Annotated in this window: 16 protein-coding genes; 3 read left to right on the top strand and 13 right to left on the bottom strand. The window is 43.6% G+C overall.

Going from position 1 to position 20869, the window contains the following annotated elements; all coding sequences use genetic code 11:
- Window positions 1-76: 76 nt before the first annotated feature.
- From WAO84_RS06105 to WAO84_RS06080, 6 genes are all read right to left on the bottom strand, one after another.
- Window positions 77-3154 carry a VPS10 domain-containing protein gene (locus WAO84_RS06105; RefSeq protein WP_340064440.1) on the bottom strand — a complete coding sequence of 1026 codons (3078 nt, stop codon included), beginning with the start codon at window positions 3152-3154 and terminating at the stop codon, window positions 77-79.
- A 185-nt stretch (window positions 3155-3339) separates the two neighbouring features.
- Entirely contained in the window at window positions 3340-4635 is a 1296-nt protein-coding gene (locus tag WAO84_RS06100) for a TRAP transporter large permease (RefSeq protein WP_340064423.1), read from the bottom strand.
- Entirely contained in the window at window positions 4601-5110 is a 510-nt protein-coding gene (locus WAO84_RS06095) for a TRAP transporter small permease (protein WP_340064421.1), read from the bottom strand. The genes WAO84_RS06100 and WAO84_RS06095 overlap by 35 nt, the downstream gene beginning before the upstream one ends.
- Window positions 5110-6084 carry a TRAP transporter substrate-binding protein gene (locus WAO84_RS06090; RefSeq protein ID WP_340064420.1) on the bottom strand — a complete coding sequence of 325 codons (975 nt, stop codon included), beginning with the start codon at window positions 6082-6084 and terminating at the stop codon, window positions 5110-5112. Before WAO84_RS06090 ends, WAO84_RS06095 begins: the two co-directional genes overlap by 1 nt.
- A complete protein-coding gene (eda, locus tag WAO84_RS06085; protein ID WP_340064419.1) occupies window positions 6085-6741 on the bottom strand; it encodes a bifunctional 4-hydroxy-2-oxoglutarate aldolase/2-dehydro-3-deoxy-phosphogluconate aldolase in 657 nt (218 codons plus the stop codon). It abuts the gene before it with no gap.
- 4 nt (window positions 6742-6745) lie between these two features.
- Complete coding sequence (locus WAO84_RS06080) at window positions 6746-7744, bottom strand: sugar kinase (protein ID WP_340064418.1); 999 nt, start codon at window positions 7742-7744, stop codon at window positions 6746-6748.
- A gap of 120 nt (window positions 7745-7864) precedes the next feature.
- Between WAO84_RS06080 and WAO84_RS06075 the strand changes: the two genes are divergently transcribed.
- From WAO84_RS06075 to uxuA, 3 genes are read left to right on the top strand one after another with little or no spacing between them, the layout of a single operon-like run.
- The gene (locus WAO84_RS06075) at window positions 7865-9508 is read left to right on the top strand and encodes a UxaA family hydrolase (protein ID WP_340064417.1); all 1644 of its coding nucleotides are present in this window, start codon (window positions 7865-7867) and stop codon (window positions 9506-9508) included.
- Window positions 9509-9526: 18 nt separating this feature from the next.
- Window positions 9527-10342 carry an SDR family oxidoreductase gene (locus WAO84_RS06070; protein WP_340064415.1) on the top strand — a complete coding sequence of 272 codons (816 nt, stop codon included), beginning with the start codon at window positions 9527-9529 and terminating at the stop codon, window positions 10340-10342.
- 14 nt (window positions 10343-10356) lie between these two features.
- Entirely contained in the window at window positions 10357-11529 is a 1173-nt protein-coding gene (gene uxuA / locus WAO84_RS06065; RefSeq protein ID WP_340064414.1) for a mannonate dehydratase, read from the top strand.
- Between the two features lie 273 nt (window positions 11530-11802).
- Here the strand turns inward: uxuA and WAO84_RS06060 are convergent, their stop codons facing one another.
- The 7 genes from WAO84_RS06060 to WAO84_RS06030 are packed head-to-tail and all read right to left on the bottom strand — an operon-like array spanning window position 11803 to window position 20864.
- A complete protein-coding gene (locus tag WAO84_RS06060; RefSeq protein ID WP_340064412.1) occupies window positions 11803-12321 on the bottom strand; it encodes a GntT/GntP/DsdX family permease in 519 nt (172 codons plus the stop codon).
- Window positions 12254-12658 carry a GntT/GntP/DsdX family permease gene (locus WAO84_RS06055; RefSeq protein WP_340064410.1) on the bottom strand — a complete coding sequence of 135 codons (405 nt, stop codon included), beginning with the start codon at window positions 12656-12658 and terminating at the stop codon, window positions 12254-12256. The genes WAO84_RS06060 and WAO84_RS06055 overlap by 68 nt, the downstream gene beginning before the upstream one ends.
- A 4-nt stretch (window positions 12659-12662) precedes the next feature.
- The gene (locus WAO84_RS06050; RefSeq protein ID WP_340064409.1) at window positions 12663-14147 is read right to left on the bottom strand and encodes an SLC13 family permease; all 1485 of its coding nucleotides are present in this window, start codon (window positions 14145-14147) and stop codon (window positions 12663-12665) included.
- 45 nt (window positions 14148-14192) lie between these two features.
- A complete protein-coding gene (locus WAO84_RS06045; protein ID WP_340064408.1) occupies window positions 14193-16865 on the bottom strand; it encodes a glycoside hydrolase family 2 protein in 2673 nt (890 codons plus the stop codon).
- The gene (locus WAO84_RS06040) at window positions 16862-18226 is read right to left on the bottom strand and encodes a glycoside hydrolase family 28 protein (protein WP_340064407.1); all 1365 of its coding nucleotides are present in this window, start codon (window positions 18224-18226) and stop codon (window positions 16862-16864) included. The genes WAO84_RS06045 and WAO84_RS06040 overlap by 4 nt, the downstream gene beginning before the upstream one ends.
- Entirely contained in the window at window positions 18223-19482 is a 1260-nt protein-coding gene (locus tag WAO84_RS06035) for a beta-L-arabinofuranosidase domain-containing protein (RefSeq protein WP_340064406.1), read from the bottom strand. Before WAO84_RS06035 ends, WAO84_RS06040 begins: the two co-directional genes overlap by 4 nt.
- Complete coding sequence (locus tag WAO84_RS06030; protein WP_340064405.1) at window positions 19482-20864, bottom strand: glycoside hydrolase family 28 protein; 1383 nt, start codon at window positions 20862-20864, stop codon at window positions 19482-19484. The genes WAO84_RS06035 and WAO84_RS06030 overlap by 1 nt, the downstream gene beginning before the upstream one ends.
- Between the last annotated feature and the right edge of the window lie 5 nt (window positions 20865-20869).

Here is a 20869-nt window from a genome sequence, read left to right as displayed (position 1 = left end):
CCGGAAAACCCGGGTATATACTTACCTTTTAAAACCTTCAAATTTCAGGGTTTTCCGGCGATTTAACAAATAAGGCCTATTCTACAAACAAATAATTAAGACCTGCTGCATTAAATTCTTTATTAAAAGCGGCTACCTCATCACTTACTAACTTATCAAAAACTGTGAGTTTACTGAGTATGTCTTTGGTAAGCTCATTTTTTACAGCAATATCCTGTGCGGTAGGCGGAAAATCGTCTATGGTCACAAGGCTGTTTAAATGTGCTAGTTTGTTGGTAAGCCTTATAGGGAAATTAAGGGGGTCCTGCCCGCTGCGGTTTTTGGTTTGGTATAAGGCTTCTTCTATTTCGGTAAGCTGCTTTTTAAGGGCTTTTGCTCTATCTCTTAAGGCTTTTACTGCTTCATTATCTTTATACTGCTTCTCAAAGGCGGCGAGCTGTGTGTTGATCTTTCGTATTTTTTTTATGGATTTATGGGCCCGGTCTACGGTTTCATTTACTTCTTTTACAAAATCAAACTGGGTTTGCATATCCTGAACGGTGACTTCTGCACGGGGATCGGGAACAATTTCAAAATCATGCTCTTGTGTACTCCCGTTTACAGTAAGAGCTACCCGGTATGTACCCGGTACGGCTTTGGCACCGTTAAGGTTAGCCCACCATAATATCATCCCTTCTAACTGTTCTGCACCTTTATAGCGTGTGTTCCAGACAAAGTGGTTACTGCCTTCTTTTACGGTAAGTTTATCTTCTTTTTCTTCAGCAGCCGTGCTGTATTCTTTAATAACGGTACCACTCTTATCTTTAAAAGTTAAGGATATGGTGTCTTTTTCTTTGTTATACTGATCGAGGAAGAAATAGGTAATTACACCATTGGAGTGATTGGTACCCTGGGTTTTTGAGGAGCGCCCCCCTCTTCCTTTGGTACGGTAGCTGTCTTTGGGTTTAAACAATACAAAATCTTTATTTACCATGTCTTTATCCAACTGATGCAGCACGGTAAGATCGTCCAGTATCCAGAGGCTTCTTCCCTGAGTAGCTACAATTAAATTGTTTTCTTTTATAGCCAGATCGGTAACAGGTACAATAGGAAGGTTAAGCTGGAAAGGTTCCCACTTACGGCCGTCATTAAAGGAAATATACATACCTGTTTCTGTACCGGCATACAGCAACCCTTTTTGAGCGGGATCTTCTCTTAATACTCTGGTAAAATGCTCCCGGTCTATACCGGTATCAATACGGGCCCATGTGGCACCATAATCGGTAGTTTTATACAGGTACGGTTCAAAATCTCCCAGCTTATAACGGGTAGCTGCGAGGTAACAGGTGCCTTCATCAAAAGCGGAGGGTTCTATACTGTTTATCATACTCCATTCGGGCAGGTTTTTTGGGGTTACATTATCCCAGTTTTTCCCACCGTCACGGGTTATATGCACAAGGCCGTCATCACTACCCACCCATAAAAGACCTTCTTTAAGAGGGCTTTCATTGGCTGCAAAAATGGTACAGTAGTACTCAACTCCTGTATTGTCTTGTGTGATGGGGCCTCCGGAAGATTTTAATTTTTCGGGATCGTTACGGGTAAGATCCGGACTTAATACTTCCCAACTTTGGCCTTCGTTGGTACTTAGATGTACGTGGTTGGAGAAGGTGTATAGTTTGTTGGGATCGTGTTTTGAGAAAATAATTGGAAAATTCCATTGAAAACGGTACTTCATCCCTTCGGCACCATAGCCCATAGGATTGTCTGGCCATACGTTAATGGCACGGGTGGTTCCTGTTTTATGATTTACACGGGTAAGGAAGCCCCCGTAACTGCCTCCATACACGATATCATTATCTTTAGGATCTACCGCAATATGGGCCGATTCGCCTCCGGCGGTTTCCTCCCAGTCTTTTTCGGTAATATAACTGCCATCACTACGGTGTTTTACGCGTAAGGTAGAATTGTCTTGCTGGGCTACATAAATGCGATAGGGAAACTGATTATCGGTCGTTACTCTGTAAAACTGTGCGGTGGGCTGGTTGTGATAGGTACTCCAGGTCTCCCCGCCGTCATAGGTTACCTGTGCGCCGCCGTCATCTGCAATTACCATACGTTTTGAGTTTTCGGGGGCGATCCAAAGGTCATGATGGTCACCATGGGGAGCGTTGAACGCACTGAAGTTCTTTCCGCCATCTTTAGATTTATGATAACGCACATTCATTACATACACTACATCTTCATCCTGAGTATCGGCATAAATACGGGTGTAGTACCATGCCCGTTGCCTAAGGCTACGGCTATTGTTGGTTTGTTTCCACGTTTTACCACCGTTCTCACTGCGATATACGCCTCCTTTTTCTTTATGCTCTACTATGGCCCATACTCGTTCTGAATTTACAGGAGATACGGTAACCCCAATAATACCTAAGGTGCCTTTGGGAAAACCATCATGAGTGGAGATCTCTGTCCACGTTTCACCACTATCGGTACTTTTCCAGAGTGCAGAACCCTCGCCACCGCTACTAAGGCTATAAGGTGTACGCTGTACTCGCCAGGTGGCTGCATACAATATTCGGGGATTATTGGGGTCTATAACAAGATCTACGGCACCGGCCCCGTCATTTACAAATAAAGTTTTTCGCCAGGTCTTTCCACCATCGGTACTTTTATAAACACCTCTCTCCTGAGTAGGCTTATAAATATCGCCTAATACGGCGGCATACACGGTGTTATAATCGGCCGGGTGTACTACAATACGCGGTACATGACGGGATTTTTCCAGTCCGGCACTCGTCCATGTTTTACCGGCATCTTCACTTTTCCAGATACCATAGCCCGAAGAAACATTTCCCCGTACAGTAACTTCTCCACCCCCTACATACAAAACATTATGGTCGCTTTGTGCTACGGTAATAGCACCTACTGAGCCTCCAAAATAGCCGTCAGATATGTTTTCCCATATGCGCCCGCCATCTTCGGTTTTCCAAACCCCGCCACCGGTAGCACCAAAATAAAAGAGATTGGGTTTTCCCGGTACTCCTGTAACTGCTGCCGAGCGGCCTCCACGAAAAGGACCCAACTCACGATACTGAATACCTTCATACAGTTCCTGAGGATAAACGGGAGATTGTGTTTTAGATTTTTTGCGCTGTGCCGAAGCATCGGGCATATACAAAAGGAAGACGAATGCCCAGGCGGTCATCTTTAAAAAATTACGACTCATTTCTGAAATTTTTGGTTAGCATTAGCCAATAAATTTAAAATAAATTGTGCAGTAAACCGTGCCTGAAAACGATTTTAACGCAGACTGTGAAAGCTTTAACACTTTTAAAGCGGTAATGTATCTATGGACACTTAAAAACCAAAAATATTTGGAAGCCAGAGACTTAACCCCGGAATATAGGTAACTAATATCAATACTATTAACATCATGAGAAAAAGGGGAAGCAAAGGTTTTAATACCTTCTGAATGCTCAACCCGGCCACACCACAACCTACAAAAAGTACAGAACCAACAGGAGGGGTACAAAGGCCTATACAAAGATTAAGGATCATAATGATACCAAAGTGAATGGGGTCAATACCTATATCGGTAACAATGGGAAGAAAAATAGGAGTAAAAATGAGCACCGCGGGGGTCATATCCATAAATATACCTACAAAGAGTAAAATAAGATTGATAATGATAAGGATCACTATGGGGTTATCACTTATAGCTAGTAAAGCGGTACTAATTTCCTGCGGAATATTTTCGTAGGACATTACCCAGGACATCGCGACCGACGTGGCAATAAGCAGCATTACAATGGCGGTAGTTTTAACGGTTTCCAGCAAAATAGAAGGAATGTGTTTTAAGGTAATCTCTTTATAGAAAGCTGCCAGTATAAAGGTATAGACGACAGCAACGGCAGAGGCTTCGGTAGCCGTAAAAATACCACCTACAATTCCTCCCATAACTACTACGAGGAGTAATAAACTGGGAAAAGCAGCCATAAAACGTTTCAAAAATACTTTAAACCCCACTGCTCTTTCGGTGGGATATTTTTTCAGATACGCATAGACGGCAGCTACCAGCATAAGTGCTACGCCAATAAGCAGCCCGGGAACGTACCCGGCTAAAAACAAGGCGGCAATAGAAACCCCGCCACTGGCCAGTGAGTAAATGATAAGAATATTACTGGGCGGGATAATGAGCCCTGTAGTGGCACTGGTAATATTTACGGCGGCGCTAAACGATTTGTCATACCCTTCTTTTTCCATCATGGGGTTCATAAAACCGCCAATGGCTGAAGCTGCGGCTACTGCCGAACCGGAAATAGCCCCAAAAAGCATACAGGCAATAATATTTACAAAAGCGAGCCCGCCCGGTAGAGGCCCCACTACGGCTTTGGCAAAATCTATAAGCCTGCGCGCTATCCCCCCACTGTTCATTACCTGCCCCGCCAGTATAAAAAAAGGTATAGCCAGCAGGGCAAAACTGTCCAGTGAGGTCGCCATACGTTGTGCCAGGGTGGTAACGGAGGGTAAAAAGGGCATGGATACTAACAGGGTTAACAAAGCAGATAAGCCTATGCTGTAAGCAATAGGCACTCTCATGGAAAGAAAGACCAGAAAGCTAAGAACCAGTATCAGTGCTTCCGTATAACCCATGGGCATTTTTTTTAAGAATACTTCGTTTTTTTAAAAAGGTGTCCAGACTGTAATACACAATAAGGAGTCCGCTAACGGGTACTGCCGTGTAAATAAAAGCCAAAGGCACTTCAAGGGCAGCCGAACGCTGGTTCAATACATACGTTATCCAACAGAGTCTTGCCCCGCCTATGACCATTACGGTAAAGGCAAAGAATATTACAGCGACGGCAATGACGGCCGAGAAGAAAACCGGTGCTTTTTGTATAAGCCGTACAGGCAAAAGGTCAATAGCCAGGTGCAACTCTTTACCGGTGGCATACGCCGCACCAAACAGCCCCAGCCAGATAAGTGCATAACTCGCCACTTCATCTGTCATGGTACTGGGAGCACTTAAAAGATACCGCGAGAACACCTGCCACATTACCGCCAGTAGCATGACCAGTAAAATGGTAATAAGCAGTACTTCAAGCCATTTGTCAATGGTTTTTCGCATTATTCTATATTTTTAATCGCTTTTATAAGGCGCTGTGCTTCCTCATTATCTTTAAACAGGTTTTCTATGTCTTTTGTTTTTAAAGCAAAGGCAGCTTTATCAGGGTAATTTACTTCTACACCTGCTTCCTGTATGGCTTTTAAGGAAGCTGCTTCGGCTTCGGCCCATACTTTTCGCTGAAATAAAGCCGACTCCTGCGCGGCAGACGCTAACCAATCTTGCTCTTCGGGAGATAAACGGTTCCAGCTCTCGGTACCTATCAATAAAATATCCGGAACTGCCGTATGCTCATCAAAACTGTAATAACGACACACTTCGTAGTGTTTTGACGAATAAAAACTGGGTAAGTTATTCTCTGCGCCATCTACTACTCCCTGCTGAAGGGCCGTATATAATTCTCCCCATGAAATAGGGGTTGGCGAGCCGCCCAGCAACTGAACCATAGCAACTGCCATATTACTCTTTTGTACCCGTATTTTTAATCCTGATAGGTCTTCCGGTGTGTGTACAGGCCGCTCTTTGGTGTAAAAACTACGACTACCGGCATCGTAAAAACACAGGCCCCGCAATCTAAAAGGGGTTCCTTTCAGCAGAAATTCTTTTCCTACTTCACTATCATACATGGCGTGTGAATGGGCCTTATCTCTAAAAATATAAGGGATACTCAACAGCTTATAATCGGCAACAAAGTTTTCTAAAACCGCAGCAGATACTTTGGTAATATCAAGACTGCCAATCTGCAGAAGTTCCAGGCATTCCCTTTCAGCACCCAATTGCCCGCCGGGGTAGATCTTTACGGTAAGTTTTCCTTCTGATTTTTCTGCCAGTCTCTCTCCCAGGTACACCATTGCTTTATGCACCGGGTGGTGCGTATCTAACCCATGAGCCAGGCGTAATACTTTCTCGGCTTTTTCATGACGACAGGAAAAAAGCAATAGCAATCCCAAAACGAATATGTACTTTCTGAATACCATTTATGAGCGTATGGTTTTCACGATTTGCAGTGTGTCTTGTATAGAATGCGTGAGCATTTCGTAATTTCTGTTTTGTACCAGGTTTTTATCAAAGAGTTGGGATCCCATACCTACGCAACTCACTCCGGAAGAAAACCACAATTGCAGGTTTTCTGCATTGGGCAGAACACCACCGGTAGGCATTATTTTTACCTGAGGTAATACTGATTTTACAGCTTTGGCAAATGCCGGGCCCAGCACATTCGCAGGGAATATTTTTATGAGAGAAGCCCCCATTTTCAAAGCCTCAAAAACTTCGGTTACCGTGCCGCATCCGGGGATGTACAATATATCTTTTTTATTCGCCAGATGTGCTATTTCAGGTATGCAGGCAGGAGAAACCAGGAACTGTGCACCTGCCTTGTAAAACCGGATGGCAGTTTCTTCGTCAAATACGGTACCTGTACCCAATATCATATCTGGATACTTTTGTTTATACCGGGCCAGTTCGGTAAAGACTTCTACAGCATTCTCTGTACGATTGGTAAATTCAAACACCCGGATGCCTGCTTCATAAGCACAATCCAGTACATTTTTTACAGTTTCTACATCAGCATGGCTAAATACCGGAATGAGTCCGGTTTGTTCCATTGCCTGTATGATCTGTTCTTTTTTCAATAGCTTATCTTAAAAGTCTGCCGGTATTTTCACCGGTAACCAACCGGTCTGTTTCTTCTACGGTTACCAGACTGGCATCTCCCGGTATCCCGTGTTTTAATACTGAAGCCGCTATGGCAAAATCAAGTGCCTGCTGCGGTTCTCTGTAAAGCAATCCGTAAATAAGCCCTGCCATAAAAGCATCTCCCCCGCCAATACGATCTGTAATAGCCGGAAGTTCATATATTTTTGAAGTATACATTTTTTGAGCTTTCCACATAACTGCTGAGAGTTTATTATGAGTAGCGGAAAGAGAAATCCTATGCGTGGTAGCAAAGGTGTGTATGTGGGGATATTTGCTTACCGCGTTGAGGCAGGCAGCTTCAAAATCTTCTTTATTAATCTCCAGGCAGTTCCTGAAATCGGAAAGCCCGGCAATGACCACATCGGTTTTTTGTATCAGCTCCGGTATGACTTCATGAGGCTGCTTTCCATATTGCCAGAGGTTGCGCCGGTAGTTAATATCACCGCTTACCGTTAGTCCGAATTCTTTGGCTTTGTGTATTGCTGTTCTACACAGCACAGCAGCCGATTGGGAAAGTGCCGGGGTTATACCGGACCAGTGTAACCAGTGGGCATCTTTAAAAATGATATCCCAGTTAAAGACATTGGGGTCTATATGAGAAAAGGAAGATTCAAACCGGTCATAAATAATTCGGGAGGCCCGCTGCATGGTTCCCTTTTCAAGAAAGTACAGACCCATTCGGCCTTTTTCAGTAAAGTATATATGAGAGGTATCCACTCCATGAGATCGGAGGTATTGCCCTGCACTTTTTCCAATATCATGTGCCGGAAATGCAGTAACATGCGTAGTAGCTAACCCAAAATGTGACAAAGAAACGGCTACATTGGCTTCGGCTCCTCCAAAAAATGCTTCATAATTCGTAGCCTGCACAAACCGCTTATTATTGGGCGCCGTTAACCGCATGAGTACTTCACCAAGAGTTATGATACGTTTTTTCATATCTGTGCAAGCCTTTGATTAAAGATACCGATTTTCAAATTTTATGTTTTTATATGGTAAGTTATACTTTTTTATGTAACTTGTGCAATCGATTGCGCAATATACTAATTTTATTTTTTAATGGCTCATAAAATTCTTAAAATACACCCTGATGACAATGTGTTTGTTGCCTTAACAGATCTGGCAAAGAACGAGCCTTTGGAATATAATGGTACTTCGATACCGGTAGCAGAAACCATACGTGCCAAACACAAATTTACCGAAGCAGAAATAAAAAAAGGCGATCCTGTTATTATGTACGGTACACTGGTGGGAATCGCTTCCGAAACTATTGAAAAAGGGAGTGCTCTTACTACGCACAACGTTTCACATAAGGCTCATAGCTTTTCTGAAAAAACCACCACTGCCTCCTGGGAAGCACTTCAGGTACCCCAATGGGCCTCCAGAACTTTCCTGGGATATCACCGTGCAGACGGGCAGGTGGGTACGGCCAACTACTGGCTGGTGATTCCACTGGTATTTTGTGAAAACAGGAACGTAGAAGTTATGAAAGAGGCGTTTCTGGAAGAATTAGGGTTCCTGCGCCCCAATCGGTATAAAAAATACGTGCAGCAAATGGCACAATTGTATCGTGAAGGACGATCCATTGATATAGAAACTATTATGCCTGAAGATGATACTGCTTTTTCGGAGCGTCTTTTCCCGAATGTTGACGGCATTAAATTCCTCACCCATCAGGGAGGGTGTGGAGGTACTCGCGAAGATGCCGAAATGCTCTGCAGTCTTATTGCCGGATATCTTCACAATCCTAACGTAGCCGGGGCCACCGTATTGAGCCTGGGGTGCCAGAATGCTCAAATACATATTTTACAGGAAAAACTTCAGGAAAAAAATCCCGATTTTCAAAAACCCCTGTTTATACTGGAGCAACAACAGGAGGGTACAGAAGCACAGTTATTGTCTAAAGCTATCAAACAAACTTTTACGGGCCTTATGGAAGTCAACAAACTTCAAAGAAGTCCTGCTCCGCTTAACAAACTCACCATAGGACTGGAATGTGGAGGGTCTGACGGGTTTTCCGGGATCTCTGCCAACCCCGCTGTAGGCCATGTATCAGATATCATAGCCTCTCTGGGAGGCACTACCCTGCTCGCAGAATTTCCCGAACTTTGCGGTGTAGAGCAGGAACTTATTAATCGTTGCACCCATAAGGCTATTTCGCAAAAGTTTATACAGCTTATGCGCACTTACGCACGTTCTGCGGAAGCGGCAGGATCAGGATTTGATATGAATCCCAGCCCGGGTAATATTAAAGACGGACTTATCACAGATGCTATGAAAAGTGCAGGTGCTGCTAAAAAAGGAGGAACTTCTCCGGTTACCGATGTGTTGGATTATGCCGAAACAGCCACAAAACCCGGACTCAATTTGCTTTGTACTCCCGGAAACGATGTAGAGAGTACTACGGCACTGGCAGGATCTGGAGCTACTATTATTTTATTTACTACCGGACTGGGAACCCCAACCGGAAATCCGATTGCTCCGGTCATAAAAATTGCTTCCAACTCTGAACTGGCAAAACGTATGCCTGATATTATAGATGTTGATACCGGAGCTATCATTACAGGGGGTGAAAATATTGCACAGGCCGGCGAAAAATTACTTGATTTTATAGTAAAAGTGGCCAGTGGAGAGCTACGCACTAAAGCTCAGAAACTCCATCAAGACGATTTTATACCCTGGAAACGAGGTATATCACTTTAATACTTAAAAACAACTGTTATGAATCACCTGTTTTCTCTTAAAAATAAAAAAGTAGTTGTGAGTGGGGCTACCGGGGTGTTAGGTACGGCCATATCTCACTACTTAGCAGAGCAGGAAGCTGTGGTAATTGCCCTCGGACGCGATACTGTTAAAACCAACCAACTCGTTCAATCTATAAAAGACCACGGAGGCGTTGCCCATGCCGTTATTGCCGATGTTACGAATGAGGATGCGCTGCAAACCGTTTGTCAACAGTTACAGCAACAGTTTGGGTATATAGATGTACTGCTCAATGCCGCTGGCGGAAATATGGCTGGAGCCGTGGTTATGCCGGAACAGAGCATTCTAAATAGTGATACCGAAGCACTTCAAAAAGTAATAGAGCTCAATTACATGGGTACTTTTTTACCGGTAAAAACGTTGTTGCCCCTTTTCCTAAAAGAAAAAAAAGGCAGTATTATCAACATCTCCTCTATGGCGGCGGCCCGCCCTCTTACCCGGGTGATGGGCTACGCATCGGCCAAAGCAGCTATTGATAATCTCACGCAATGGCTGGCCATTGAGTTTTGCCAAAAATACGGTGAAGGTATGCGGGTAAACGCCATTGCGCCCGGCTTTTTCCTTACTGAACAAAACCGTACGCTCCTCACACAACCGGATGGAAGTCTCACCCAAAGAGGGCAGCAAATTATAAATCAGACCCCTATGGGACGTTTCGGGCAACCTGAAGAACTCTTTGGAGCCATCCACTGGCTTTGTACAGAAGCCTCCCAATTTGTAACCGGAACCGTGATTCCTATTGACGGAGGATTTAATGCCTATTCCGGGGTGTAATTAAAATATATAGTATGCTATTGTTTGAACAAACCATGCGCTGGTACGGGCCCAAAGACCCGGTAAGCCTCTTAGATATAAAACAGGCCGGAGCCACGGGAGTGGTAAGTGCCCTGCACCACATTCCAAACGGAGAGATCTGGCCACGGGAAGAAATACGAAAAAGAAAACAATGTATAGAAGAAGTAGGGCTCACATGGTCTGTAGTAGAAAGTATTCCTGTTCATGAAGCGATCAAAACCCAAAAAGGCGCTTATGAAACGTATATAAAAAATTATCAGCAAAGTATTGAAAACCTGGCCGCTGAAGGGATACACACCATCTGCTACAATTTTATGCCTGGACTGGACTGGACCCGTACCGATCTTTATTACGAGCTGGGAAACAGGGGAAAGGCCCTCCGGTTTGAAATACAGGCGCTGGTAGCATTTGACTGTTTTATTTTAAAGAGACCCGGAGCAGAACAAACCTATACACCCCAACAGCTTTCTCTGGGAAACGCTTATTATCAGCGTCTGTCAGAGAAAGAAAAAGAAACGCTTACACGTACCATAATTGCCGGATTGCCGGGGGCAGAGGAAGGCTATACCATCCAACAGTTTCAAGACGTACTCGATACGTATCAGCATATAGATTCCGGGACACTGGCAAAGCACCTGCAATACTTTCTGGATGCTATTGTTCCGGTAGCTGCCAACAACAACGTTCGTATGGCGATTCATCCGGATGACCCTCCTTTTCCTATTTTTGGATTGCCCAGGGTTGTGAGTACGGCCAGTGATCTGAAACGTATTCTCATGCAAACGGATAATGTACATAACGGTATAACTTTTTGCACCGGTTCTCTGGGTGTACGGGCAGATAATGACCTTCTTCAAATGATACGTGACTTTGGGCACCGCATTCATTTTGTGCACCTGCGAAGTACCCTTCGGGACGATGAGGGAAATTTTCATGAAGCCGGTCATCTGGAAGGTGATGTACCTATGTACAAGGTAGTAAAAGCATTTTTTCAATTACAACAGGGACAAAAAAAGTCACTCCCCATGCGGCCTGATCACGGGCACCAGCTTCTGGATGATCTCCATAAAAAAACAAATCCCGGATATACGGCTATTGGAAGGCTTAAAGGCCTTGCTGAACTTCGCGGCGTGGAACATGCTATTGCCTGTGCTTTTGGCAACTGATACTTATACAAATAAGAACCAGATGAGCAGGGTGCAAAGCAGTACCGTGAGTCCCTGAACTACAGTAAGCAATGAAAAGGTACAGTAGGTATCCCGGGAGGACATACCACTAAATTGAGACACTACTCAGAAATAACTGTCATTGTAGTGAGATACCATCATGGCACCCCCGCCTATGGCCATTACGGCCAGTGCAAACTCAAGCGGCGTTGCTTTTAATACGCCACCAAAGCACCTCCGGCAGCTGTGATAATAAGTATAGGTCCGGCCACTTTAATTGCCTGTGTAAACCATTGGGTATAGTCTTCTGTAACTTTTGGCTTTAAAAACCAGCATAGCCACCAAAGCTCCCAGAAAAATGGCGGTCACCGGGGTGCTTAAAAAAGAGAGCCAGGGTTTTTCATATCCTAAAAAAGGAGCCAGCGTACCTGCAGCAATCAATATTATAGGCGGTACCAGGGGCAAGAGGGATTTAAATACCGAGGGTACACTTTCATTTACGTTTTTAGAAGTATCGTTTTCTTCTGATACCAGTTCTACCTGTTTTCCCAGTTTTCCGGATAACCATTGTAAGGTGAGCAATACGGGAATACTAATGATGATCCCTATAAGAATAACCATCCCCAGATGTTGTGAGGCATTCAGGTTTCCCGCTGCGGCTATAGGGCCAGGAGTAGGAGGAATCAGGGTGTGCGTAGTATAAAGACCGGTAGCCAGTGCCAGACTAAGGCTGGCTTTGTGACGGCCGGATAATAAGATGAAACCACTGTCGCAAAATACGGGTACACTCACTACTGCTCCAATAACGGAAATGGCAGAGAGGGTTCTTTTTTTTTCCTGAAAGCTGAATAATATAACGTGCAATCTGCAAGGCTCCTCCGGACTTCTCCAGAAAAACCCCGATTACGCTCCCAAATATTACAATAAGCCCTATGGAAGCCATAAGCCCCCCAAATCCTTCCTGCATGGATCGCAACAATACGGGAAACGACATCCCGCTGCAGATCCCCAGAAAAAAACACGCTATTACCAGCGCCAGAAACGGATGAAACTTATACCGGGAAGTAAGAACCACTATTAATAAAATGGAAGCGAGAATACAGAGAAGAAGTGGAAAACCGGTGAGCATACATTTACTTTTTTAAGGTTTCCGGAAAGGTATGCGGGTCAAAATCCCAGATAAACGGAAGCAGATAGTAGGTAGCCAGTGTAATTATTAATATGGATATCACATTCATCCATACGCCTTTTTGTAACATATCCGGAATACGGAGATACCCCGAACCAAAAACGATAGCATTGGGAGGGGTTGCTACCGGAAGCATAAAAGCACAGGAAGCAGCTATGGTAACTCCTACCATAAGCACATACGGGTGCGCGTCAAAAATAAAAGCCACCGGAACAATCACCGGTAAAAGCATGGAAGTGGTTGCCAGATTTGAAGTAACTTCGGTCAGGAAGTTTACGGCAGTGACTAAAATAAGTATCAGTATCAGCAAAGAAACTCCTTTAATAGTGGTGAGTTGCATACCAATCCATTCTGCCAGCCCCGTTTCTGAAAAACCCGAAGCCAGTGAAAGTCCGCCGCCGTATAAAAGCAATATGCCCCAGGGGAGTTTTACGGCTTCATCCCATTTGAGCAATTTTCCTTTATTTTTCTTTCCCGCAGGGAGTAAAAACAAAGTAACTGCAAAAAAAACGGCTATTATGGTATCATCAATTGCGGGAATAAACGGTTTGATCAGATAACTACGCAACATCCAGCAAAGTGCCGTAAGGCTAAATACCAGCAGCACCAGTTTCTCTTCAAAAGAAATACGGCCCAGCGTTTTTAATAATCTTTTGATCTCTGCCCTCCCGCCGGGAAACTTTTTTTTCTGTAACCGAAATGCTTTACGCGTAAGGTACCACCAGCAAATACCCAAAAGTAAAAGACTTATGGGGAGTCCGAATTTCATCCAGTCCATAAATGATATTTCAATACCATACGTATCTGAGAGGATTCCTGAGAGTACGAGATTGGGAGGTGTACCAATAAGGGTAGCTACCCCGCCTATGGAAGCAGAATACCCAATAGCCAGCATGAGTGCTTTCCCGAAAATACGAGTTTCATTTTCCGGGGTCGCGGGATTGTCCTTTAACTGTTTTACAATGGCCATACCAATAGGCATCATCATAACGGCGGTAGCCGTATTGGATATCCACATAGATAAGAAGGCCGTAGCCACCATAAAACCCAGGATAATACTGCTTACACCGGTTCCTATGAAGTTAATAATGGTAAGGGCCATACGGCGGTGCAGGTTCCATTTCTCTATAGCTATGGCTAAAATGAACCCTCCTATAAACAGAAAAACAAATTTGTGACCATAGCTGGCGGTGGTGGCACTGAGGTCTAGCGCTCCCGTAAGCGGAAAAAGTACTACCGGCAACAAAGCTGTTACCGCAATGGGAACCACTTCTAATGTCCACCAGATAGCAATCCAAACTGTAGAAGCCAATACGGCATTGGCTTCTTTTGAAAGACCTTCGGGATGAAAAAAGAAGATGATATATATAAAAAGGGCAGGACCCGCTACCAACCCAAAATTCTTAAGTACATTTTGTTGGTTTCTCAAACCTTCTTTTTTAGAATTGTAACACTATAAATATAAAACTTTGCGCTAATCTGAGTCATTCCCCTGTACTTTCTTTTCAACAGCTACCTCATTGGAAAAATGTATTTTGAGTGTAGTGACTACTGTTTGTCCGTCTTTGGTACCTACGGCTTTTAAAAAGTTAAACCCTAATTTTAAGGGTACCTGCCATATCCATTCTTCCTGTTGAGATAAGGTACCTGCTTTGGTATTGTTTACATACAGGGTAACGGTATCACAATTACTAAAAACTTCTATGGTTTGTTTTTGGGAAGGATTCCCTGTACGATGCAGATGGGTATGACTGTTTATGTATACCATAGGCTTTTCAGTCCACTGACTTTGATAGTAGTAATAAAGGGATTTGGGCTTCCGGTGGTAGGTCATCACCCCTTTTTGGTTAATATGAGGTATATTCCCTACTTTGGCAAAGCTTACAAAATCAAACATATTCCAAAGGGTACTTCCGGCTATCCACCTGGTTTTTTTAATAAACTGCCAATAGGTTTTATGAAAGTGTAGCTGATAGGTTTCGGAATGATCAAAACGTTGCGGATCATTCACATGATATCCGTATTTGCCCTCGGCGCCGTACTCGGAGACTATAATCTTCCATTCGGGATGTTCCTCACGGTCGTATTGCAGTGATTGTACTATCTCTTCCGGTTGGGTGAGTCCGCGGTAGGCGCTACCACCGGTATACCAGCCAATGTATTTATTACGCCCCTGCAAATCTACTAGTGACATGGCTTTATCATCTTTAAGGTCGTTCTGTGCCATAACGGTTGGGCGGGTGGTATCAAATTCTTTTACCACCTCAATAGCTGCTTTGGTAGATTTTAAGGACCAGTCAATTACTTCGTCGGTAAGGTATTCTCTATAGTATTCATTGCCTACGCCCCACATAATAACTGAGGGATGGTTTCTATCCCTGAGCACCATGGCTCTGGTGGTTTTTTCTACGTTTTTAATAAATGCGGCCTCTCCTACAGAATTTACTACGGGAATCTCTTCCCAAACCATCATACCCAGAGAGTCGGCCAGATGTAAAGCATGCGGATGATGCGGATAATGGGCCATACGAATAAAATTCACACCCATGGCTTTCATAAGAAGATAGTCTTTTTTTCGCGAAATACTGTCTATGGCCCACCCCTGCCGGTAGTTGTCCTGATGAACGTTTACGCCGTGAAGCTTTAACGGCTCTCCATTTAGAAAAAAGCCTTCATCTTTATCAAAGTGAAAAAAACGCATGCCAAAGTGATCACTTGTCTGGTCTATAGTAACTCCCTGCTCATCTGTAAGACTAACTACTACTTTATACAGATGGGGATGATCCGGCCCCCAAAGCATCGGGTTTTTAATGTTGTTAAATTCTTTTTGCAGAGAAAATGTTTTAGAAGTAGCAGGTAAGGTAATGGATTGTATGGAAGATGCTATTATTTCGTTATACGGATTTACCAGATTGGTACGTACCCGGTAACGGGCGTTTTTCCAGCTCATATTGCGAAGGGTCAGTGCTACCTGTACGTCTGCATTTACGGGAGATACTTTGGGAGTGGTTATAAACACATCTTTTACAAAGCTTTTGTGCTGTGCCTGTACACGCACTTCTCTGTAGAGCCCTCCCTGTGCATTGTAGTCGGCCGTATGGGGCAGGTATTCTTTATGGTAACGGTTATCTACTCTAACGATCAATTCATTGGGTTGGTCATAGCGGAGATGCTCTACGATCCCGTGATGAAAACCGGTATATCCGTTTTCGTGTTTACGCAGATACACCCCATTGAGCCATACATCGGTTCGGGTATTGGCACCCAGAAAATCAAGTTTTACATATTTCTCTTTCCAGGAAGCATCTGCCGGGAATTCTATACGGTACCAACCGGTTCCGCGGGCATACATTTCGGTAATATCCAGGGTATCTTTAAAGTTCCTGTTATCAAAATGGGAATAATACTCAAACACATGGGGTACGCTTACGGTTTGAATGGTTTCTTTTCCTTTTTTGAAGGGGTTATTTGCAAACCAGTCAGTTACATCTCCCGGTTCTCTCTTCTTTCTATATACAAATTGCCAGTTCTCTTTTAAAGGAAGGGTGCTACGCGTATTTTCTTCGTCCCACATTACTACGGTATGCTCTTCGGGAGGTATAACTATGTGTATAAATTTGGCTTCCCAGGCATCCATATCATACGTAAGTACACGGTTGGTTTTAAAGATGGATTCAGGCAATTCAATGATTACTTTTTGCTTCTTAGGAGAAATCACCAGCATATAGGTTTCATTTTCAACCATAAATTCCCGCTGTATGGCGATATGATAGGCATTTGATTTTACGAGGCGGGTAATGTCGTTGGGGAATTTTCGCTTGCGGGCATTGGTACGTATGTTTTTGGAAGTACCTACCCAGCTGTCATAAAAGAAAAGATTGGTGGTGGCACCTTCTTTAAATGGGAGGTTAAAACCGGCAATCCAGTGTATATCCTCCGGCAACCGGGGTGCTATTTCATAATCAAAATTAGGGTCGTCCAATAATTTGTACCCTAGTTTTTTGGACGTTAAGGGGTTCTCATTAACGATCCCTTCAGGAGTTATAATGAGTGTTTTATCTGCCTGGAGCCCTCCGGCCACAGGTTGCTGCGCCCATAAAAACGGGGTTATTAAAAAAAGAAAAAGCGATAGGGTGTGCCGGTTCATGGGTCTATTTTTTCACCATTAATAATTACATGATCTAACAAAACATCTTTTGTGTGTATCTTTTTTAAAGCGCTATCTGTTTTTTTAACAGTAAGCCTGTGAATATATACCCGCTCAATGGGTTTCTGCGCTAAACCGGTAATACTCACGGGAACCTCTCCTACTGAATTGAAGGTGATGTTCTCAATAAAAAAATCGGAATAAGCGGTAGGATAATTGTTGCCTCGCCACCCTTTGTAATCAGTAGTGAATGCAAGGCCGTACCGGGCACTGTCAATTTGCATATTGCGCATATATAAGTGCTTCATAAATCCGCCACGATCAGGATTACTTTTAAAGTTGAAGGCGTGTTTATTACTAACAATGGTATTGTTTTCTACAAAAATATTGTGCACGCCACCAGACATTTCGGAACCTATACAAAACCCACTCCCTACTTTGGTACGAAACGTATTGTTGCGAACTACTATATTCGAAGATCCCGGATATTGCCAGCCATCTTGGTCGCGCCCGGCTTTTATGGCTACGCAGTCATCATGTGTGGTAATATGGCAGTTCTCAATGAGTACATTTTTACAACTGTCGGGATCAATACCATCGTCATTGGTCGTTCCGGCATCGATACGGAGTTTTCGTATGGTAATATTTTCACTCAATACCGGGTGAATGGTCCAAAACGGGCTCTCTTTTATTTGAAAATCTTCTAAAAGAATGTTGCGACACTCTATAAACTCTATACCGGACGGCCTGAGAAAATGTCCTTTTCCAAAAACGCGTTCTTCAAGGGGTATCTGGTCATTTCCCATTTTACGAAGTCGCTTTTTATCATTTTTTTGCTTTTGTTTCCAGCTGTGAAAAAACGAAGCTGCCTGCCCGTGTATACTTCCTTTTCCGGTAATAGCGATATTTTTTTCTCCCAGAGCATAAATAAGTGGGGAATAATTGAGACAAAATGTACCTTCCCAGCGTGTTTTTACCACGGGAAGATAATCATCTGGGTGGGCAGAAAACACTAATTGTGCACCTTCACTCAACTTAAGATTTACATCTGACTTCATACGTATTGGGCCTTTCACAAAATAAGTGCCGGGAAGTACTTTTACAACACCCCCGCCATTTTGAGAAGCTTCCTGAATGGTGGTATTTAGCTTTTCTCTGAAGTTTAGGGTATCTGAAATAAGATATACGGTATCTTTAAATACGGGAGGAACTATTTTTTTAAGGATTTCGGGTAACGTATCGTTCCATGCCTGAAATGCCTGTTCCCGTGCAACCTCCGGCGTGAACTTTTTATTTTTGCTTTGGGGAGTTAAACACCCAGACAGGATCATGAGAATACCCAGAAAAAAAAGTTTCTTCATGGCGCAAAAGCATTTTGGTATACATTGCTTAAAAACCGGAGCCCGAAAGCGGTAGCGATATCGCGTACCAGTATTTTCATGCGCCCTTTGCTATTGGATTTCTGGCGTATCTCAAAATAGCCTCCTGCCAGATTTTCGTCCTGATGTGTTTCTGAAAACTGATTTTTCAGAGTGAAATCCAGTGCTTTTTTAATGTGGGGTCCAAAACGGGTATCTCCGAGCTCAAAAAGCCGCAGCCATAATATGCCTGCAAATGAAGTGCCGGAACCACAGGGAGAACGTTCATCAAATGTCCCGTCGGCATAACTAATATAATAGATCACGCCGTTGTCCTGTTGCAGAGTGGTAAGCCCCACCGCAGTTCTGGTAGCGGCCTCCCGATATTTTTTTATGCCGGTAAGGGTATATGCTTCGAGAAGCGCTTCTGCGTTCCAGGTATTAAAACGCGCATGTATTTTTCCGGTTTTCGGATCATTGGGTTCAAAATCCATCCAGAAACCGTTTTGGGACTGACTCTCTACCAGTCCGTCACAAATTTCAAGAAAAGCCTGTTTATAGCGGTCTTCACCCAGAAATTCATACATGTCTTTCCACAAATATCCCTCTGCGTTGGGTCTTGCTACCATTTTGATGGTAACAGTACCTTGTTGATGTTGCTTATGCGGACTTTTATCTTTCCATATTTCCCCGGAAACCGGGTCTACAATATTGTAACTGAGTCGGTGTTCAGGAAGATACAGATACTCTAATATCCATTTGCCGGCGGATGATGCTACCTGCGCATACGTTTTATCACCCGTTACTTCACTGAGCATAAACAGCCCCGGAGTACCATCGGTTATGGTAGTGGTATTGATAAGGTTTCCTACGGAAGCTCCATGTACGGCATTCATATATCCCTCCAGTGTATGCCCCTCTGGAAATTGTAATCCTGCCCACCACTTTCCGGCTCTTACCGCATGGGTAAGTGCCTTTTCATTACCAGTCACCTTATACGCTTCCAGCAGCCCCTGTATGATCTGGCCGGTGTGCCATGCCGGTTCATATTCAAGCCATTTCCCTGAAATAAGCTCATAATCTCCCCTTGCCCTGCCTTCTCTGTTCAAAACAGTTTCTCCTGCATGGTCAATGGCATGTTGCAATGATGTTTTGATTCGGTCTTTATAACTTTCTTTAAGAACGAGCACTTCTTTCTGGGCACAGGCCTGCGCTATAAAAAATAATACGATTACTAAAAAGGAAAGGCAGGTTCTCATTATTCCGCTATTTGGTACATAAATGTTTCTTTGTAAAGGGCATTCCCCCTAATATTTACAGTATCTGCTTTTTGCACATCTACAAAGTACAGGGCATGCCTTTCCATAGCACCTTCTTCATGCACTATATGCATGTTATTCATAGTTACATGATCTGTATGTGCAACAATGAATGTGCCGGGAGCCTGCACATAATTCGCAGTTCCCGCCCATTGTTTGATCTTTTTATTCCCTTTGGGTTTTTTCCAGTTTTCTGCAACTGTATTATCGGCAAAAGGTACACGAACTTTCATGTTCTTTATGGCAACCCTGCCAATGTTCTGTTCGGGGTGACCGGAAATGTAAAGGAGTCCGTTAGTGGTGATATCAATATTCTCAAAAGAGATATTGGTAATTTCTCCCGGAGGTGATTCTTCGGTTCGTTGGTGAATATCCATAAACAAGGCATACGCATCTTTCTGGCGCCCTCCGGTTTCAATGGAAATGTCCTTAAACGTGATATCGCTATAGGTACCTCCGTCCATCATAAAAAGAGCCATCCCGTAACGGGTATTGGTAATTTGGATATCGCTAAAGGTACAATTACGGGTTAGGTTCCCGGAACCGGTACCCAGTTTTAAAGCTGCATCGTCACTCTCTAAAAAGCAATTGGTAACGGTAATATTTTCTGTAATCTTATTTTTAAGGATGTTGTTCTCTTCAACAGGTACTTTGGATTTGTTTTTGATGCAAATAGCATCATCTCCGGTAGAAATACGGCAATTACTTATGGTTACATTTTTGGTATTGGTGATATCTATACCATCGGTATTTGGGCTTCTCGGGTGATTGTTAATTTGAATACCTTCTACTTTCACACCGATACAATGCTCAAATACCAGGCAATGCGACGGACTATTGGTAAGGGTTATACCGGATACTGAAATATTTCGGGCACTTTCTATCACGATCCATGGTTGGGGACGCTCAGTATACTTCCAGTTTTTATCGAAAAAAGAGGTGCCGTTACCGTTAATGGTACCTTTTCCCTGTATGATGAGGTTATCTGCCTCCGGAGCATGAATAAAGTGTTTATGCGCATAGTCTTTCATATCGGAAGAGGCAAGAAGAACTGCATTTTCATCAAGTTGCAGGGTAATATGAGGACCCAAAACAAGACTACCTGTATAAAAAGTACCGGCAGGGACACGAACGGTGCCTTTTGTTGCTATTGCTCTGTCTATAGCTTCCTGAATGGCTTTTGTATTGAGTGTTTTCCCATCGGGAACTGCGCCAAAATCGGTAATGGTGTATACATGATTACTATTGCATGCCGTACAGAGTATCCAAATCATGATGATGGTTATACCGGCAGTGGTACTTCTTTTTTTAAGTATTCTCATATTCC

The organism is Ascidiimonas aurantiaca (assembly GCF_037646345.1).
GTDB classification, from domain to species: Bacteria; Bacteroidota; Bacteroidia; order Flavobacteriales; family Flavobacteriaceae; genus Ascidiimonas; species Ascidiimonas aurantiaca.
The sequence above is the reverse complement of the archived record's forward strand: the minus strand, read 5'-3'. Positions and strand labels throughout refer to the sequence as shown.

Bases quoted from the DNA above. Each gene is read 5' to 3' on its own strand.
- WAO84_RS06035 (WP_340064406.1), bottom strand. From the start codon at position 19,482: ATGAGAACCTGCCTTTCCTTTTTAGTAATCGTATTATTTTTTATAGCG.
- uxuA (WP_340064414.1), top strand. From the start codon at position 10,357: ATGCTATTGTTTGAACAAACCATGCGCTGGTACGGGCCCAAAGACCCG.
- WAO84_RS06075 (WP_340064417.1), top strand. From the start codon at position 7,865: ATGGCTCATAAAATTCTTAAAATACACCCTGATGACAATGTGTTTGTT.
- WAO84_RS06095 (WP_340064421.1), bottom strand. From the start codon at position 5,110: ATGCGAAAAACCATTGACAAATGGCTTGAAGTACTGCTTATTACCATT.
- WAO84_RS06030 (WP_340064405.1), bottom strand. From the start codon at position 20,864: ATGAGAATACTTAAAAAAAGAAGTACCACTGCCGGTATAACCATCATC.
- WAO84_RS06100 (WP_340064423.1), bottom strand. From the start codon at position 4,635: ATGGGTTATACGGAAGCACTGATACTGGTTCTTAGCTTTCTGGTCTTT.
- WAO84_RS06045 (WP_340064408.1), bottom strand. From the start codon at position 16,865: ATGAACCGGCACACCCTATCGCTTTTTCTTTTTTTAATAACCCCGTTT.
- WAO84_RS06090 (WP_340064420.1), bottom strand. From the start codon at position 6,084: ATGGTATTCAGAAAGTACATATTCGTTTTGGGATTGCTATTGCTTTTT.
- WAO84_RS06055 (WP_340064410.1), bottom strand. From the start codon at position 12,658: ATGCTCACCGGTTTTCCACTTCTTCTCTGTATTCTCGCTTCCATTTTA.
- WAO84_RS06040 (WP_340064407.1), bottom strand. From the start codon at position 18,226: ATGAAGAAACTTTTTTTTCTGGGTATTCTCATGATCCTGTCTGGGTGT.
- WAO84_RS06105 (WP_340064440.1), bottom strand. From the start codon at position 3,154: ATGCCCGATGCTTCGGCACAGCGCAAAAAATCTAAAACACAATCTCCC.
- WAO84_RS06070 (WP_340064415.1), top strand. From the start codon at position 9,527: ATGAATCACCTGTTTTCTCTTAAAAATAAAAAAGTAGTTGTGAGTGGG.
- WAO84_RS06080 (WP_340064418.1), bottom strand. From the start codon at position 7,744: ATGAAAAAACGTATCATAACTCTTGGTGAAGTACTCATGCGGTTAACG.